This window comes from Burkholderia sp. IDO3, assembly GCF_003366075.1.
GTDB classification, from domain to species: Bacteria; Pseudomonadota; Gammaproteobacteria; order Burkholderiales; family Burkholderiaceae; genus Burkholderia; species Burkholderia anthina.
Window position 1 is genome coordinate 3381400 of the sequence record NZ_CP028963.1, and the last position, 17373, is coordinate 3398772.

Below are 17373 nucleotides of genomic sequence, written 5' to 3' on the forward strand. Positions count from 1 at the left end.
AACCTTCGGCCGAAAAGCGGCAGGCACACGGCAACGCCGTGCGCCCGTAACAGGCCCTAGATGGCCGACGGATGACGCGCCAGCGGCGTCACCTGAATCGTCATATACGGAAACAGCGGCAGCGAAGACAGCAACTGATGCAGCTCGTCGTTACCCTCGACATCAAAGACGCTGATATTCGAATACCGGCCGACGACACGCCACAGGTGCGGCCACTTGCCCGATTTCTGAATCTCGATTGCTTTCGCCTTCTCCGCCGCCTTGATCTCCTCCACGCGGTTCGCATCGAGCGTGGCCGGAATGTTGACCTGCATTTCTACGCAAAACAGCATTTTTCGTCTCCTGTTCGAATGAATCTGAAATTCGCCGGCATCGACATCAGCGCGAGTTCTTCCCCAGACTGGTCGCGACAAGCACGCCGCTACGCGAAAAGATGTTCGTTTCCACCGAATACCTTCGGGTCATCGAACGCGTGATCGCACTATCGAGCAACATCCAGTCGTTCACGTCGAACGAACCACGGTGAAACCGCATCGAGAATTCGCCCGAACCGGGCTCGAAGCTCGCGGCTTCGGCCGACGTCCGGCCTGCCTCGACGGCGACGGGTGTATGGCTGACCGCGATATACGTCAATGCAGCCGCACACCACGCGCCCCCTGCCGGCAACGGATGCCTGAGCCGACACCAGACACGCAGTCGGACATTGCCAGCTTCGCCGGGCTCCGGCAGGGTCGCGATCCATTCACGGATTTCCGCGAACGGCATGCGGCGTTCACCACGTCGCGTGGCGTCCATCGGCGCCGGCCCGGCAACCGCCGCATCGCTCGACGCGTCTTCCGCATGGGCCGTCCCGCATGCCGCCGCGCATGCTTCCGTCTCCGCGAAAATCACCTGCATGCGGCCCAGCATATCCAGCCCCTGCACGGCATAGACGTCCCGACACACGTTGCCGGCCTTCGCGCCGGCAGACTCGACCGCGTACTCCAGCCCCTCGCCCGAACGAGGCTCTCCCGAGATGCTCAGTTCCAGCGCGCGTACGCAACGACGCCCGATCGACTGGGCCGCGGCCCATACTCCCTGCCCCGCCATCAGGCCGGCGCCGAACATCGGGCGGGACTCGAAATGAACGAAGCAGCTTCGATAAGAACGCTCGCCTGTGCTGGACACGGGCAGCAGGATCGTCAGATCGTCATATCCCGACGAGGCAAACGGGTGATCGCATGATTCGTGCATGACGCTATGCCCGCGAATCATTCGTCCGGCTGCGGCAGGACCGGTTCGGTGCGAAACGGCTTGAGCTTGCCGATAAAGGTCTTCCCGTGCTCAAACCAGGCCCGGCGAATATCCGAATCGAGATATTGCCGGTAGGCGGCGTCGTTCTCGAACCAGCATTCGCCGATGGCGTCGACGTGACCGATGTCGAAGAACGGCACGTGCGTATCGGCAGGCTGTTCGGCCACGTACCGCACTTCGTATTTCAACAGGCCGGGTACGTCGCGGGACATTTCATCGTGCCGCGCACACTCGCGCCTGAATTGCTCGTTCGACATGCCTTCGGGTTTGACGAGCAGATAGAGCATCCGGATCATTTCTTTTCCCTCTTTGAAAACGGGTATGCCGCAAGCAAACCGCGTCGATGACATCAGTCACCGCCGTGGGCCATGGCGCCGGCCTGCGGTGCGACACCGGCGCCGCTCAGGCTCGTGTCCAGTTCGTCGAGCTTGACGCCGCGAGTCTCGGGCAACATCAGGATCGCGAGCACCGAGATCGCGTATGACCCGAGGCAGAACAGGCCGATAGCCGTGGCCAATCCGGTGCGCGCCGACAGGATGCCGACGCCCGCCACCGCGCTCGCGCCCACGGACTTGCCGACGTTGTATGCGAAGCCCATGCAAGTGGTTCGAACATTCGTCGGGAACAGTTCGCTCAAATACGGCCCGAGTGCGGCAAACATGCCGATGGACAGAAACCCGACCCAGAATCCCATGATGCTGGCGAGCGCCGGGCTGAGCGCCACGAACATGTAGCAGACCGTCACGATCCAGCTGCCAAGCGATAGCGCGATCAGCGTGGGACGCCGCCCTACCTTGTCCGCGAGATATGCCGACACCGCAAATCCGCAGAAGGAACCAAACGCCATGATCAGAATGGTCGTGATGAGCGACCCCGGCGCAACATGGCGCTCGATCAGCAACGAGGGCAGCCAGACCAGGATCGCGTAGCATCCGGCCTGCAGCCCGATCACCAGCAGACTGGCCAGAATGGTCGACCGCAGATACTGCGGATCGAACGCCGAAGACAGCGAAGCGCGCGGCGCCGCGGTATGCCTGGATTGCTCAAACAGCTCCGACTCCTTTACGTTGCGCCGGATAAACAGCACGACACTTGCAGGAATGACACCGCTCCAGAACGCGACGCGCCAGGCCATCTCTTTCGGCAGATGCGTCAGCAGGATCGTGGCGACCAGAACGGCAAGCGCCCAGCCGAGCGCAAACCCGGATTGCACGAAGCCCATCGCCTTGCTGCGGTACTGCGGGCTGGACGCTTCGGCCATCAACGCGGCCCCTACGGCCCACTCGCCGCCGAATCCAAGCCCCTGAAGCGTGCGAGCGACCAGCAATTGCTCGTATGACTGGGCGAAGCCGGCCAGCACGCCAAAGAACGTGAACCAGAGGATCGTGAAAATCAGTACACGGACCCGCCCGTAGCGATCGCTCATGATGCCGGCGACCCATCCGCCGATAGCCGTGACCACCAGCGCGACGGTGCCGATGAGTCCGACCTGGCCCTTGCTCAGCGCCCACGTCGCCATCAGTGCAGGCAACAGAAAGCTGAACATCTGCATGTCGAACGAGTCCAGCGCCCATCCTGAATAACATGCCCAGAATGTCTTCTTCTGCTGCGGCGTACCGCGTCTGTACCATTCAAACATTTTCCGTCTCCATTGCAGTCGTTATATTTTCTGTGCCGTCTCCGGCAGAGATCGTCCTGTCCTATGCAGGCTGCGACGCGTCCAATAACGAGAAATCGAGCGAGATTCCAGTCGCCGCCTGAAGGGTCGACGGCGTCTGGCCGTCGACGATTTCGATCACGAATACGCCGTCCTCGCGAATCTCGAGTGTGGCGAGATCGGTATAGACCCGGCTCACGCAACCCAGCCCCGTCAGCGGATACGTGCAGCGGGGCAGCAGTTTGCTTTTTCCGTCTTTGGTCAGGTGGTCCATCATCACGAAGACCCGCTTCGCGCCGATCGCCAGATCCATTGCGCCGCCAACGGCCGGAATGGAGTCCTCTTCGCCGGTGTGCCAATTCGCGAGATCGCCATTTGCCGACACCTGAAAAGCACCCAGCACGCAAAAATCCAGATGGCCGCCACGCATCATCCCGAACGAATCGGCGTGGTGAAAGAACGCCGCGCCACGTCCGAGCCTGATCGCTTCCTTGCCGGCATTGATCAGGTCCCAGTCTTCCTGCCCCGACTCCGCCGCGGCCCACTGACCTAGCACCCCGTTCTCGCTATGCAGGATCACCTCCTTGTCGCGCCCGAGATGATTGGCGACGAGCGTCGGAAGACCGATGCCGAGGTTCACGTAAGCGCCATCGGGAATGTCGCGCGCGACGCGAGCGGCCAGCAGATTCCGCGCTTCTCGATTCATTTCGTTCTCCGTCTTCGCTACGTTCAATGCGTGTGGCCGTCGCCGCGAACCACCACGCGGCTGACAAAGATGCCGGGCGTGACAATCGTTTCCGGATCCAGCTCGCCGAGTCCGCGCACCTGCTCCACCGCGGCGATCGTGGTCTTCGCCGCCATGGCCATCACGGGAGCGAAGTTGCGGGCCGTCTTGTTGTAGACCAGGTTGCCCCACCGGTCGGCGGCCTTCCCGTTGATCAGCGCGAAATCGACGTGAATCGGATATTCGAGAACGAAGTCGCGATCGTTGATTCGGCGCGTTTCCTTGTTCTCTGCCAGCATCGTTCCGAAACCGGTCGGCGTATAAAACGCACCGATTCCGCAACCAGCGGCCCGCAGGCGCTCCGCCAGATTGCCTTGCGGAACGACCTCCAGTTCGATACGTGCGGCGCGGTACAACGCCTCGAAAACGTAGGCGTCTTTCTGACGGGGAAACGAGCACAGCAACCTGCGGACGCGGCGCGCCTTCAGCAATGCCGCCAGCCCGGAATCGCCATTGCCCGCGTTGTTGCTGACCACCACGAGTTCCTTCGCGCCCTGCTCGATCAACGCATCGATCAGTTCGTCGGGCATGCCGGCCCCGCCGAAGCCACCGACCGCGATCGTCGCGCCGTCGGGTACATCATGAACGGCGTCCAATGCCGTGCTGCATATCTTGTTGATCATGTCCGTCGATTCTCTCGGCCTGTGGCAGGAGCGCTACGGTCATTCGCGACGCTCGACCCACGTAGCGTGCCACGCGCTGGATCCACTCACAATTTGGGGTTCCGCAAGCACCATTAAGCTGGGGTTAAGACCCTCCGCCGGATCAACCCGGGGGGGCGGGAAATGCGCTGTCCGCCGCTCGCGAACGCACGCGAGCGACGGATTCAGGCCATGTTTGGAATGCGTGGAAAACCGGACGTTTTCCGGATTGCTGCAGGCCCTTCCCGGCCTCGCTGCCGGAAAGATGGATACCCTGCACCGGTCCCGCGAGACGCGCGTCGACGACGACGCACGGCTCTCGCGTATGCCGTCAGACGGAGCCGTTCGCGGAGTAGCGTTCGATCAGGCGATGCGCGAACTCGCGCGCGAAAGCCGACAGGCCGTCGAGATCGCGTGCGCACACCTGAAACGTTCGCAGCGCCCATGGATCGCGCAACACACACGAGCCAATCGGCTGGTCTCCTTTCAGTCGCACAAAGGCGGCCTGCGGAACGATCGCGATTCCCGCTCCCGCGCCGACCATGCGACAGATTGCATCGTAGCTCGCGACATGGACGCGTATCGTCATCGGCTTGTGCGCCACCGACGCAGCCCGGTTCAGGAATATCTGGATTGCGCTTCCTTCCATCAGCGCGACGAACGAATAAGCGAGCGCTTCCTCGAACGATACGTCCGTGTTCTCCAGAAGCGGATGCCCCAACGGGGCAATCAGGACCAGCGTGCTGGACACGAACGGTACGGTCTGCAAACCGTCGGTCGTCACGTTGCCGGAAATGATGCCGAGATCGGCAGCGCCCTCGCGCACGATGCGCACGATCTCGTCGCTCAGACGCTCGCGTACGTCGATATGGATATCCGGATGAGCCTTCAGGTAATCGCCGATGACGGGCGGCAGATATTCGGTGACGGCCGTCGTATTCGCGACGAGCCGAAGATGGCCCGTCAGCCCCGGCGCGAACCGCTGCAGGTCGCCTGTCAGCTTCTCCAGCTCGGAGAGCACGACGCGCGCATGCTGCAGGTAAACCTGGCCGGCATCGGTGAGCGCGACGCCTTGCGGCGAGCGTTCGAGCAGGCGAATGCCGAGCGTGTCCTCGAGATTCTTGATCCGATTGCTGACCGCGGGCACCGACAAGAACGACCGCTCCGCGCCGCGTGTCAGGCTGCGGGTTTCCGCAACATTGACGAACAGGCGGAAATCGGTGATATCAAACGATACGGCCATCTTTGTGTCTCGGTTTCAGCTTCCGGAGCCGTCATCATAACGGGGCACCGAAGGAACCGCGCATTGCGCACGACGTTGCCACCGGCCGCGTGCGACGCCACGCACGCGCCGGAATCACCAGGCCGCCGGTTCGAACCGGAACCCCTGCCCCTCGCGGCGAATATAGCCGCAATGCGGTTCGCCGAAGTGGACGGGCAGCAGAAGCGCTTCCCGGTCGGCGGCACGGTTCAGACATGCGAGGCGAGTCTGGCGCGCAATGTCAGGCCAGATGCAATATCCGGAATTCACATCGGGACGCACGATCTGCAGCGGACTATGAAAAATGTCGCCGCAAAAAATGCCCTCTTCGCCGCGCGAGCGCACGCGGAACGCGACTTGTCCCGGGCTGTGCCCCGGTGCCGGCTCGACGATCAGGCAATCCGCAATCTCGCGAGCCGGATCGATCATTTCCGAGAGTCCTTCATTGACGATCGGCATCACGCTATCGAAGAACGACTCGCCAAATACATCGACGACACCCGGTTCCTTGTTGCGCCCTTCGTCGCAGAAGACGAAGTCGTCCTTCGGCAGGTAATAGCGTGCGTTCGGAAACGTAGGCACCCACCGGTTATCCTGCCACGTGGTGTTCCAGCCGACGTGGTCCGCATGCAGGTGCGTCATCACCACGTGAGTGACCTTTTCCGGCGGCGCACCCGCCGCGATCATCCACTCCTTGACCAGCGTATTGAGCATGTTCATTCGCGCGATTCCGGGCCGGGGCTTGAAATTGCCTACGCCCGTATCGATGACGATGATATTGCCGCCGGCATGAACGACCCAGAACTGAATGGTCACGATCAGCTTGTTCATGTGCGCGATCCAGTGATTGGGCGACATCAGCGCGGCGTGATCGTCCAGCACCGAACGGTCGATATCGGGAAACAGGAATGCCGGATCGTGAGTCGGGCCGGCGTATTCGAGAATACGCGTGACTTTCAGGTCGCCAATCATGCGGGACTGCATCATATTCCTGTCTCCTTGATTCGCTGCTGCGAATTGTCTGTCGTATGGGTCACGCGCCCGGCAGGCCGTGCACGCTCAAATCACTCGACGCGCTCGAACAGCGCCGCCACGCCCTGGCCGCCGCCCACGCACATCGTCTCCAGCCCGTAGCGGCTGCCGCGCCGCGACATTTCGTGCAGCAGCGTCGTCATGATACGCAGGCCGGTCGCGCCAATCGGGTGACCGAGAGAAATGCCCGAGCCGTTGACGTTGATATTCGAAAGGTCGTCGATGCGCCATTGACGCAGGACGGCGAGCACTTGCGCGGCGAAGGCCTCGTTCACCTCGATCAGGTCGACGTCGCCCAATGTGAGCCGCAATCTCCCGAGGAGCTTCCCGACGGCCGGCACGGGGCCGATCCCCATGCGTGCGGGATCGCAACCCGCGGCCGCCCAGCCCGCCAGCCGCGCAAGCGGCCGGAGGCCGTTACGTCTTGCATAGTCTTCGCTGACGACCAGACACCCGGCCGCCGCATCGTTCTGCTGACTGGCGTTGCCGGCGGTCGTGACGCCGCCCGGCAACAACGGCTTCAGCGCCTGCAGGCGCTCCATCGATACATCGGCACGCACGCCTTCGTCCTGCCGGACCCGCTCGACGCCCCCTTTCCTTTTCACGTCGACGGCGATCACCTCGGCATCGAAACGTCCATCGCGCCAGGCCGCGGCCGCACGCTGATGGCTGAGTACCGCGAGCTCGTCCGATTCTTCTCGGGTGATGCCGTAGTCAACGGCCAGATTTTCGGCGGTCTCCGGCATGCCCGAAATGCGCCCGAATCGGGACGCCGGTTGCGAGCGCTCCCGCCCGCGCTCGAGCCGGTCGTGCAGTGTCACCGACCCGCTGCGCGCGCCCCGGCGCATGTCGGTCGTGTAGTACTCGATGTTGCTCATGCTTTCCACCCCCGCCGCAAGCACGGCATCCGCGATACCGGTCTGCACGGCCGTGGCGGCATTGATCAGCGCCTGAAGGCCGGACCCGCAGCGGCGGTCAACGGTATACCCGGGCACCGTGACGGGCAATCCGGCCAGCAGCGCCGCATAGCGGCCCATGCACGGCGCTTCGCTGGACGCGTACGACTGCGACACGATCACCTCGTCCAGCGTGTCAGGGCTGATCCCGGTGCGGGCCAGCAGCGCCTTGATGACTTCTGCGGCCAGCACGTCCGCGGTAAGCGGCGCAAGCGCGCCGCCGAACTTGCCTATCGGCGTTCGAAGGGGGGAAACAATCAGGGCGTCACGCATCGGCAAATCCGGTCCGGTCGATTTCTTCGGGCCCCCAGCATGACCGGGATGATCCGCCAGGCCAATTTTGCTTTGCAAAAGCGCCCTTTCGGCGGCTTTAAGACGGCCGGCATCCGAACCTCGCCACGCGTCGACCTTGCCGCGCATCCGCTCGCCGGTCGGCGGACCGGTTGCCGCCCTGCCGGTCGACCCCGTCGCGTCTCGCGGACCTTTAGTTTTCGGCAAAGTCCCCTTTTGGAAACGTAGATTGTCAATCGCGCCGGCGCTGCCCAACATGCCGGCAGCGTGACAAGGCGCAAGCCGCCGCCGCGTCCGCGCGTTATCCGACTGACAAAACCTGGGAGACCGCTCTTGGACTGGCTCGAAGTCAACGGAACCGTTCTCAGATACGAACTTCGCGAAGGCGATTTCCGGCCCATCGTGTTGATTCACGAGATGGGCGGCGCACTGGAAAGCTGGGATCTCGTCTGGTCGCGCCTTCCCGCCGACCGGACGTTACTGCGCTACGACACGCGTGGCGCCGGCCTGTCGGAGAAACTGCTGGAAGCCCCCGACATCGATACGCATGTCGACGATCTGGCCGCCCTTCTCGACGCGACAGGCATCGCCGAGCCGGTGGTGCTGGCAGGCGTGGCCGTCGGCGCCGGCATCGCCATCCGCTTCGCGTCCCGCTATCCGCATCGGGTTCGCTCGCTGATCGCAATGGCACCTGCTTGCGGCGTCGCGCCCGACACGCGGGAACGCACCCTCGCTCGCGCCGGTGCGCTCCGGAAGGAAGGGCTGCGCGATCTGCTTCCCGCACTGCTCGAACTGACCTGGCCTGTTCAGCTACAGACCGACACAGCGCGATACCGGACGTTTCGGAATCGATGGCTGACCGGCGACCCCGCGAGTTTTGCCGGCATCTTCGCAATGCTGGCCAACATGAATCTCGACGACGACATCGCAAGGCTTCCGGCACCGAGCGTACTCGTCGCGGGCACATTCGACCGATTGCGCCCGCCGGCCGAAATCGATCGGCTCGCCCGCCTGGCACCCGGCGTCCAGTCCATTCACGTCGAGTCCGGCCACTTCATGCATCTACAGAGCCCGCAATGGGTCGCAACGCTCATCCGGCAGTTCGACTCGTCCGGCAGCGACGGCGCCGGGATGTATCGGGCGTTCATGGCCGACGACCGCAACAGGTGCGGGCTCGTTCAGCACTGCGCCTGACGTGCCGCCGGGCCGGGTACGGGAGACACGCATGTCGAAACATCGTGCGGCTGCGTGGTGAACCGGCACGAATGCGCTTGACCTTCCCACCATGGCAAGCTTCATGATGGGTCTGCTCGTCAATCGTCAACTCAGGAGAACACGATGGAATTCGACGTCCAGGACATGACCTGCGGCGGCTGCGCCAATGCGATCACGCGCGCCGTGACGGCCGCCGACCCCGCCGCGAAGCTCGACATCGACGTCGCCGCGAAGACCGTCAAGGTCGAGTCGGCACAAGGCGCCGAGCGCGTGCAGTCGATCATCGAGGCCGCGGGCTTCCACCCGGCGCTGCGCACCGCCTGACGCACGCGGGCGCATCGCCGGCCGGCGACGCGCCCGCGCGCTGCCTCAGCGCAGCCGGATCAGCGTCGACTTCAGCTCGGTGTATTTCTCGAGCGCGTGCAGCGACTTGTCGCGGCCGTTGCCCGACTGCTTGTAGCCGCCGAACGGGAAGTTCATGTCGCCGCCCTCGTCGTAGCAGTTCACCCATACCGTGCCCGCGCGCAGCCGGCGCGACACCTCGTGCGCGGTCGTCAGGTTCGACGTCCACACGGCCGCCGCAAGCCCGTACTCGGTATCGTTCGCGATCCGCACCGCTTCGTCGACGTCGTCGAACACGATCACCGACAGCACGGGCCCGAAGATCTCCTCGCGCGCGATCTTCGCGTCGGGCTTCACCTCGAACACCGTCGGCTCGACGTAGAAGCCGCCCGTCTCCTGCTTCACGCGCGTGCCGCCCGTGACCAGCCTGCCCTCGCTACGCCCCGCGTCGATATAGCCGAGCACGCGCTCGAGCTGGATCCCGTCGACGATCGCGCCCATCGACACCGACGGATCGAGCGGATTGCCGGGCACGTATGCGCGCGCGGCCGCGACCAGCTTCTCGATGAACGCATCCTTGATGTCGCGATGCACGAGCAGGCGCGAACCGGCCGTGCACATCTCGCCCATGTTGTAGAAGATCGCGCCGGCCGCGGTCTGCGCGGCGCGGTCGAGATCCGGGCAATCGGGCAGCACGATGTTGGGCGACTTGCCGCCGAGTTCGAGCCATGCGCGCTTCAGGTTCGACTGCGCGGCGTACTGCATGATCAGCTTGCCGACCGCGGTGGAACCGGTAAACGCGATGCAATCGACGTCGCGATGCAGCGCGAGCAGCTTGCCCGGCTCGCCCGCGCCGGGCACGACGTTGAACACGCCGGCCGGGATGCCGGCCTCGAACGCGAGCTGCGCGACGCGGATCGCGGTCAGCGGCGATTTCTCCGACGGCTTCAGCACGACGCTGTTGCCGGCCGCGAGCGCCGGGCCGAATTTCCATGCGGCCATCAGGATCGGGAAGTTCCACGGCACGACGGCCGCCACCACGCCGACCGGCTCGCGCGTAACGAGCCCCACGAGATGATGGTCGGCCGGCGCGACTTCGCCGCCGACCTTGTCGATCGCCTCGGCGAACCACTCGACGCAATACGCGGCGCCCGGCACGTCGACCGTCGTCGTGTCGCCGATCGGCTTGCCGGCGTCGAGCGTCTCGAGCAGCGACAGTTCGTCGAGATGCTCGCGCATCAGCGCGGCCCAGCGCAGCAGCACGGCCTTGCGCGCGCGCGGGTTGAGCCCGGCCCATACGCCCGCGTCGAATGCGCGGCGCGCGGCGGCAACGGCCGCGTTCACATCGGCTTCGCCGCAGTCGGCCACCTTCGCGAGCACGCGGCCGTCGATCGGGCTCACGCAGTCGAACGTCTTGCCGCCATGCGCGTCGCGCGACGCGCCGTCGATGAATGCACGCCCTTCGATCTCGAGCGACGCCGCCTTGTCCTGCCAGTCAGCCAAAGTCAACTTGTTCATTCAGGATGCCTCAATGGTGGTGGCATTCGCGCTACGGCATGCCGCACAACGGCGACACGGCCGGCGGCGAATGCGGGGATGCGCGGTCAGAAGGTCGCCGGCGAATTGGCCGACACGACCTCGCAGAGCTGTTCCGCGCTGGGATTGCGAAAACGGTGCGGCAAACGGCTTTCGAAGTAGTAGCCGTCTCCGGGGTCGAGCAGCCACGTCGCGCCGTCGACGGTCAGCTCGAGCCGGCCCGCGACGACGATGCCGCCCTCATGCCCCGCATGCACGAGCATCTCGGGGCCGGTATCGGCAAGCGGCTGATAGACCTCGCGCATGATGCACATGTTGCGGTCCTTCACGCCCGCGCCGACGAGATGGAAGGCGAGCGCATCGTTGCCGAGGTTCGGCATCTCGTCGCGGCGCGACACGACCGAGCGCGATTCGACCAGCTCGAACGTGAAGAACTCCGCGAGACTCATCGGGATGCATTCGAGCAGCTTCTTCAGCGAGCCGACCGACGGGCTCACGCGGCCCTGTTCGATCAGCGAGATCGTGCCGTTGGTCACGCCGGCCCGCTTCGCGAGTTCGCGCTGCGACAGGCCATGCTTGTTGCGCACGAAACGCAGGCGCTCGGCGACTTCGGTGGACATCGATTCGGTTTCGGACACGATAGGAGTGCGGTGAAAAAGTGAAACGACGCGTTAGGCAGCCGTTGAATATTCTAATCACTTTATCCCGCGCATCAGAAGGGAAAACCCTGCAAGGTGTTCGAAATAATGAACACCCCTCGCATCATTCCGTTTACGAATATTTTGTTCGCAGTGCTCGGGAAACCCCTGACACGCGAGTCTCAAAAAACATTTGACGCCGTTTTTGGCTCGTATATGCTGGCTCTCAGGTCAGCGTCATTGGCCATTCATCGGTAGCAAAAAACGTTATCGCAACGCACAAATTGATGCCGATCAATGTAAATGACGCAGATCCGGCACCTCGATTATTTTAAACGCCCAGCGCGCCGAAACGATCAGGTGTTCAATACTTTCAACAAACCAGTCGAGTGTAATCGTGAGAGTCCGTGGCCCTCTGGTGAGGTGGGATCGAGGCGATGTGCGAAGTTTGCGCAGCGCTGCTCCCGCTTCCGATGGCAGTTGCGGCTGGCATAGTCCTCGCCTGCTGCACCTGTCGATCTACACCATTCTGTCCCGTCGTTCCGTTCGGCGTCACAACGCTGTCTCCGCACGGGCATTCGTGGCCGTCGATACCGACGAAGTCGCGTCGCTGCTGCCATAGCGCCTCTCCCCCTTTTCTCGTCGTTCGTTTCTGCTGCCTGTTCGTCGATGCGCATCGTCGGTGCGTTGACGGAACGCGTTCGCGCATTCGCTGCCGCGGCGCGCGCAATGAAACGAACGACGGCCTGACCGTCGCGCGCAGCGCGGATCGCCACACCGTCCCGCTGCGCCCATTCATCAGCGGCCTTGCGCTTTTCGCCAGGCTGCGGGGCCGTGTCGCGCCTGCGTTTTGCCAGCTTCCGCACGATGCACGCGACAGCCCTACGGACAACTGATTGACGTCATGGAAAGGAAACCTCTCGTCGGCATCACTGCCGACCTCACGCAGATCGGTGCGCACGCGTCGCATACGGTTGGCGACAAGTACGTCGCCGCGATCGTCGACGGCGCGCATGCGCTCGCCATGGTGTTGCCCGCGCTCGGCGATCGCCAGTCGGTCGACGACGTGCTCGATACGGTCGACGGGCTGCTGTTTACCGGCAGCTACTCGAACGTCGAACCGCACCTGTACGGCGGCGAGCCGAGCGCGCCCGGCACGAAGCACGACCCCGCACGCGACGCGACCACGCTGCCGCTGCTGCGCGCGGCGATCGCCGCAGGCGTGCCCGTGCTGGCCGTGTGCCGCGGCTTCCAGGAGCTGAACGTCGTCCACGGCGGCACGCTGCATCAGCGCGTGCACGACGTGCCGGGCCTCGCCGATCACCGCGAGGACGACGACGCACCGATGGACACGCAATACGGCCCCGCGCACGCGGTGCGGCTGACGCCCGGCGGCGTGCTGCACACGCTCGCCGGCGGCCGCGACGACGTCCACGTGAACTCGCTGCACAAGCAGGGCATCGCACAGCTCGGCGCCGGCCTCGCCGTCGAGGCCGTCGCGCCGGACGGCCTGATCGAAGCCGTCAGCGTCGTCGATGCCCCGGCATTCGCCCTCGCCGTGCAATGGCATCCGGAATGGCGGCATGCACAGGACCCGCTGTCGAGCGCGATCTTCCGCGCATTCGGCGACGCCTGCCGCGAACGCCGCCATGCCCGCACGCGTGCCACGGCCGCCACCGCGCTCGCCTGAGCGCACCGACCCACATAACGAGAACAGACATGCAAGACATCGAAGACTTTCTGAAGCAGCACCGGATCACCGAGATCGAGGCGATCATTCCCGACATGGCCGGTATCGCGCGCGGCAAGATCACGCCGCGCAACAAGTTCACGTCCGGCGAATCGATGCGGCTGCCGCAGGCGGTGATGGTGCAGACCGTCACCGGCGACTATCCGGAAGACGGTTCGCTCACCGGCGTGACCGATCCCGACATGGTGTGCGTGCCCGACACGTCGACCATCCGCCTGATCCCGTGGGCCGTCGATCCGACCGCGCAGGTGATTCACGACTGCGTGCACTTCGACGGCTCGCCGGTCGAAATCTCGCCGCGCTACGTGCTGCGCCGCGTGCTCGATCTGTACAAGGCGAAGGGCTGGAAACCGGTCGTCGCACCGGAGCTCGAGTTCTACCTGGTCGACATGAACAAGGATCCGGATCTGCCGCTGCGTCCGCCGGTCGGCCGCACGGGCCGCCCCGAGACGGGCCGCCAGTCGTATTCGATCGAGGCCGTCAACGAATTCGATCCGTTGTTCGAGGACATCTACGAGTACTGCGAATCGCAGAACCTCGACATCGACACGCTGATCCACGAAGTCGGCGCCGCGCAGATGGAGATCAACTTCATGCACGGCGATGCGCTGTCGCTGGCCGACCAGGTGTTCCTGTTCAAGCGCACGGTGCGCGAGGCGGCGCTGCGTCACAACATGTACGCGACGTTCATGGCCAAGCCGATGGAAAACGAGCCGGGCTCCGCGATGCACGTGCACCAGAGCATCGTCGACGAGGAAACGGGCCGCAACCTGTTCACGTCGCCGGAAACGGGCGGCGCGACGTCGCTGTTCTACAACTACCTCGCCGGCCTGCAGAAATACACGCCCGCGCTGATGCCGATCTTCGCGCCGTACATCAACTCGTACCGCCGGCTGTCGCGCTTCATGGCCGCGCCGATCAACGTGCAGTGGGGCTACGACAACCGCACGGTCGGCTTCCGCATCCCGCACTCGGGCCCGGCCGCGCGCCGCATCGAGAACCGGATCCCAGGCGTCGACTGCAACCCGTATCTCGCGCTGGCGGCCACGCTCGCGGCCGGCTATCTCGGCATGACGCAGCGCCTGGAGCCGACCGAGCCGCTCGTCAGCGACGGCTACGACCTGCCCTACCAGCTGCCGCGCAACCTCGAGGAAGGCCTCACGCTGATGGCCGCGTGCGAGCCGCTCGGCGAGATTCTCGGCCACAAGTTCCTGAAGGCGTATTTCGCGCTGAAGGAAACCGAATACGAAGCGTTCTTCCGCGTGATCAGCTCGTGGGAACGCCGTCATCTGCTGCTGCACGTCTAAGCGCGCGCACAACGCACTACCGAAATACGGAGGAAACATGACTTACCGCAACGAATCCGCGTGGATCCAGCCCGCCGCACCCGCGGCCCGCACGACGCAGGCGCGCTCGACCGCCGAATACCGCGCGCTCGACGCCGCGCACCACATCCACCCGTTTTCCGACATGGGCGCGCTGAACCGCGCGGGCAGCCGCGTGATCGTGAAGGCCGACGGCGTCTATCTGTGGGATTCCGACGGCAACAAGGTGATCGACGGGATGGCCGGCCTCTGGTGCGTGAACGTCGGCTACGGCCGCAAGGAACTCGCCGACGCCGCGTATCGCCAGCTCCAGGAACTGCCGTTCTACAACACGTTCTTCAAGACGACGCACCCGCCGGTGATCGAGCTGTCGGCGATGCTCGCCGAAGTGACGCCCGCGGGCTTCAATCACTTCTTCTATTGCAACAGCGGCTCGGAAGGCAACGACACCGTGCTGCGCCTCGTGCACCAGTACTGGCGCGTGCAGGGCAAGCCGCAGAAGAAATACGTGATCTCGCGCAAGAACGGTTATCACGGCTCGACGATCGCCGGTGGCACGCTCGGCGGGATGGGCTACATGCACGAGCAGATGCCGTCGAAGGTCGAGCACATCGTGCACATCGACCAGCCGTACTTCTTCGGCGAAGCGCAGGCCGGCGAGACGCCCGAGGCATTCGGCCTCGCACGCGCGCAGCAGCTCGAAGCGAAGATCCTCGAACTGGGCGCGGAGAACGTCGCCGCGTTCATCGGCGAGCCGTTCCAGGGGGCGGGCGGCGTGATCTTCCCGCCGTCGACGTACTGGCCGGAAATCCAGCGGATCTGCCGCAAGTACGACATCCTGCTCGTCGCGGACGAAGTGATCGGCGGGTTCGGCCGCACCGGCGAATGGTTCGCGCACCAGCATTTCGGTTTCGAGCCGGACCTGATCACGATGGCCAAGGGCCTGACGTCGGGCTACGTGCCGATGGGCGCGGTAGGCATTCACGAGCGCATCGCGCGCCCGATCATCGACAACGGCGAATTCAATCACGGCCTCACGTACTCGGGCCACCCGGTCGCCGCGGCCGTTGCCGTCGCGAACCTGAAGCTGCTGCGCGACGAAGGCATCGTCGAGCGCGTGAAACGCGACACCGGCCCGTACTTCCAGGCGCTGATGCGCGAGACCTTCGCGCGCCATCCGATCGTCGGCGAAGTGCACGGCCACGGGATGGTCGCGAGCCTGCAGCTCGCCGAATCGCCGGCCGAACGCCGCCGCTTCAAGAACGGCGGCGACGTCGGCACGATCTGCCGCGACTTCTGCTTCAACGGCAACCTGATCATGCGTGCGACCGGCGACCGGATGCTGCTGTCGCCGCCGCTCGTGATCTCGCGTCAGGAAATCGATGAACTCGTATCGAAGGCGAAGAAGGCCGTCGATGCGACCGCCCAGCAACTGGGCATTTCGTAACGGCTTTGCCTACGGGCGTGCGGCGGGCGCCGCACGCCACCATAACCCAAGGGAATTCCACCATGCGTGCCTGCTTTCTTCGCCAAGCCTGTTCCGTTGCGGCCCTTGCCGCAGTGGCTGCGTTCACGTCGGTCGCCAGTCCGTCGGCGCACGCCGAGGATCTGAACGTCTACAACTGGTCCGATTACATCGCACCGGACACGATCCCGAACTTCCAGAAACAGACGGGCATCCACGTCAAGTACGACAACTACGACAGCGACGACACGCTGCAGGCGAAGCTGCTGGCAGGCAGCTCGGGCTACGACATCGTCGTGCCGACCTCGAACTACATGGCCAAGCAGATCCAGGCAGGCGTGTACCAGAAGCTCGACAAGTCGAAGATTCCGAACCTCGCGAATCTCGATCCGCTGCTGATGAAGATGATCGCCGACGCGGATCCGGGCAACCAGTACGGCGTGCCCTGGGCGTACGGCACGGACGGCATCGGCTACAACGTGCAGGCGGTGAAGAAGGCGCTCGGCGACAAGGCGCCGGTCGACAGCTGGTCGCTGGTGTTCGATCCGGCCAACATGGAAAAGCTCAAGGGCTGCGGCGTGTCGATTCTCGACCAGGCCGTCGACGTATTCGCGGCCACGCTGCAGTACATGGGCAAGAATCCGAACAGCACGAACCCGGCCGACTACCAGGCAGCGTTCGAAGTCCTGAAGAAAGTCCGCCCGTACATCACCCAGTTCAACTCGTCCGGCTACATCAACGATCTCGCGAACAACGACGTGTGCGTCGTGCTCGGCTGGTCGGGCGACGTCGGCATCGCGCATCGCCGCGCGGCGGAAGCGAAGCGTTCGTACGACATCAAGTTCTCGAACCCGAAGGAAGGCGGCCTGCTGTGGTTCGACGTGATGGTGATCCCGAAGGATGCGCCGCACCCCGAAGCCGCGCTGAAGTGGATCAACTACGTGTCCGATCCGAAGGTCAACGCGGCGATCACCAACACGGTGTTCTACCCGACCGCGAACAAGGCCGCGCACCCGTTCGTCACGCCGGCCGTCGCACAGGACCAGACGGTCTATCCGCCTGAAGACGTGCTGAAGAAGATGGTGCTGATGAAGCCGATGCCGGCCGACATCCTGCGCCTCCAGAACCGTCTGTGGGCACAGTTGAAGACCGGCCACTGATCGCAACCCGTCACGGCGGCGCAGGCA

At 64.2% G+C, this 17373-nt stretch carries 18 protein-coding genes; 7 read left to right on the plus strand and 11 right to left on the minus strand.

What is annotated here, in order from left to right; all coding sequences use genetic code 11:
* Positions 1-56: 56 nt before the first annotated feature.
* From catC to DCN14_RS30605, 9 genes are all read right to left on the minus strand, one after another.
* Positions 57-332, minus strand: a complete 276-nt coding sequence (gene catC / locus DCN14_RS30565) for a muconolactone Delta-isomerase (protein WP_096508906.1) — start codon at positions 330-332, stop codon at positions 57-59.
* A gap of 46 nt (positions 333-378) precedes the next feature.
* On the minus strand, positions 379-1233 hold the full coding sequence (locus DCN14_RS30570) for an acyl-CoA thioesterase domain-containing protein (protein WP_162826259.1): 855 nt from the start codon (positions 1231-1233) through the stop codon (positions 379-381).
* A gap of 17 nt (positions 1234-1250) precedes the next feature.
* Positions 1251-1643: a 4-methylmuconolactone methylisomerase gene (locus DCN14_RS30575; RefSeq protein ID WP_240327362.1), complete on the minus strand. Its 393-nt coding sequence runs from the start codon at positions 1641-1643 to the stop codon at positions 1251-1253.
* Positions 1643-2932: an MFS transporter gene (locus DCN14_RS30580; RefSeq protein WP_096508909.1), complete on the minus strand. Its 1290-nt coding sequence runs from the start codon at positions 2930-2932 to the stop codon at positions 1643-1645. The genes DCN14_RS30575 and DCN14_RS30580 overlap by 1 nt, the downstream gene beginning before the upstream one ends.
* Positions 2933-2993: 61 nt before the next feature.
* Positions 2994-3656 (minus strand): 3-oxoacid CoA-transferase subunit B, encoded by a 663-nt coding sequence (locus DCN14_RS30585; RefSeq protein ID WP_096508910.1) that lies wholly within the window; start codon positions 3654-3656, stop codon positions 2994-2996.
* Between the two features lie 23 nt (positions 3657-3679).
* Positions 3680-4357, minus strand: coding sequence for a 3-oxoacid CoA-transferase subunit A (locus tag DCN14_RS30590; RefSeq protein WP_096508911.1), 678 nt, complete (start codon positions 4355-4357; stop codon positions 3680-3682).
* A gap of 349 nt (positions 4358-4706) precedes the next feature.
* Complete coding sequence (locus DCN14_RS30595) at positions 4707-5618, minus strand: LysR substrate-binding domain-containing protein (protein WP_096508912.1); 912 nt, start codon at positions 5616-5618, stop codon at positions 4707-4709.
* 114 nt (positions 5619-5732) lie between these two features.
* Positions 5733-6623, minus strand: coding sequence for an MBL fold metallo-hydrolase (locus DCN14_RS30600; protein WP_096508913.1), 891 nt, complete (start codon positions 6621-6623; stop codon positions 5733-5735).
* 77 nt (positions 6624-6700) lie between these two features.
* Positions 6701-7897, minus strand: coding sequence for an acetyl-CoA C-acetyltransferase (locus DCN14_RS30605; protein ID WP_096508914.1), 1197 nt, complete (start codon positions 7895-7897; stop codon positions 6701-6703).
* Between the two features lie 351 nt (positions 7898-8248).
* Between DCN14_RS30605 and DCN14_RS30610 the strand changes: the two genes are divergently transcribed.
* Positions 8249-9109, plus strand: a complete 861-nt coding sequence (locus tag DCN14_RS30610) for an alpha/beta fold hydrolase (protein WP_096508915.1) — start codon at positions 8249-8251, stop codon at positions 9107-9109.
* 144 nt (positions 9110-9253) lie between these two features.
* On the plus strand, positions 9254-9454 hold the full coding sequence (locus DCN14_RS30615) for a heavy-metal-associated domain-containing protein (protein ID WP_096508916.1): 201 nt from the start codon (positions 9254-9256) through the stop codon (positions 9452-9454).
* Between the two features lie 45 nt (positions 9455-9499).
* Here the strand turns inward: DCN14_RS30615 and DCN14_RS30620 are convergent, their stop codons facing one another.
* Both DCN14_RS30620 and DCN14_RS30625 read right to left on the minus strand, forming a co-directional pair.
* Complete coding sequence (locus DCN14_RS30620) at positions 9500-10990, minus strand: aldehyde dehydrogenase (protein ID WP_096508917.1); 1491 nt, start codon at positions 10988-10990, stop codon at positions 9500-9502.
* Between the two features lie 86 nt (positions 10991-11076).
* Entirely contained in the window at positions 11077-11628 is a 552-nt protein-coding gene (locus DCN14_RS30625) for a cupin domain-containing protein (protein WP_096508923.1), read from the minus strand.
* Positions 11629-12085: 457 nt separating this feature from the next.
* Here DCN14_RS30625 and DCN14_RS38830 point away from each other — a divergent pair, with 457 nt between their 5' ends.
* From DCN14_RS38830 to DCN14_RS30650, 5 genes are all read left to right on the plus strand, one after another.
* Positions 12086-12268, plus strand: a complete 183-nt coding sequence (locus DCN14_RS38830; protein WP_006402789.1) for a hypothetical protein — start codon at positions 12086-12088, stop codon at positions 12266-12268.
* Between the two features lie 282 nt (positions 12269-12550).
* The gene (locus DCN14_RS30635) at positions 12551-13336 is read left to right on the plus strand and encodes a gamma-glutamyl-gamma-aminobutyrate hydrolase family protein (RefSeq protein WP_096508918.1); all 786 of its coding nucleotides are present in this window, start codon (positions 12551-12553) and stop codon (positions 13334-13336) included.
* A gap of 29 nt (positions 13337-13365) precedes the next feature.
* A complete protein-coding gene (locus tag DCN14_RS30640) occupies positions 13366-14703 on the plus strand; it encodes a glutamine synthetase family protein (RefSeq protein ID WP_096508919.1) in 1338 nt (445 codons plus the stop codon).
* 37 nt (positions 14704-14740) lie between these two features.
* A complete protein-coding gene (locus DCN14_RS30645) occupies positions 14741-16168 on the plus strand; it encodes an aspartate aminotransferase family protein (RefSeq protein ID WP_096508920.1) in 1428 nt (475 codons plus the stop codon).
* 62 nt (positions 16169-16230) lie between these two features.
* Complete coding sequence (locus DCN14_RS30650; RefSeq protein ID WP_096508921.1) at positions 16231-17346, plus strand: polyamine ABC transporter substrate-binding protein; 1116 nt, start codon at positions 16231-16233, stop codon at positions 17344-17346.
* Positions 17347-17373 lie beyond the last annotated feature (27 nt).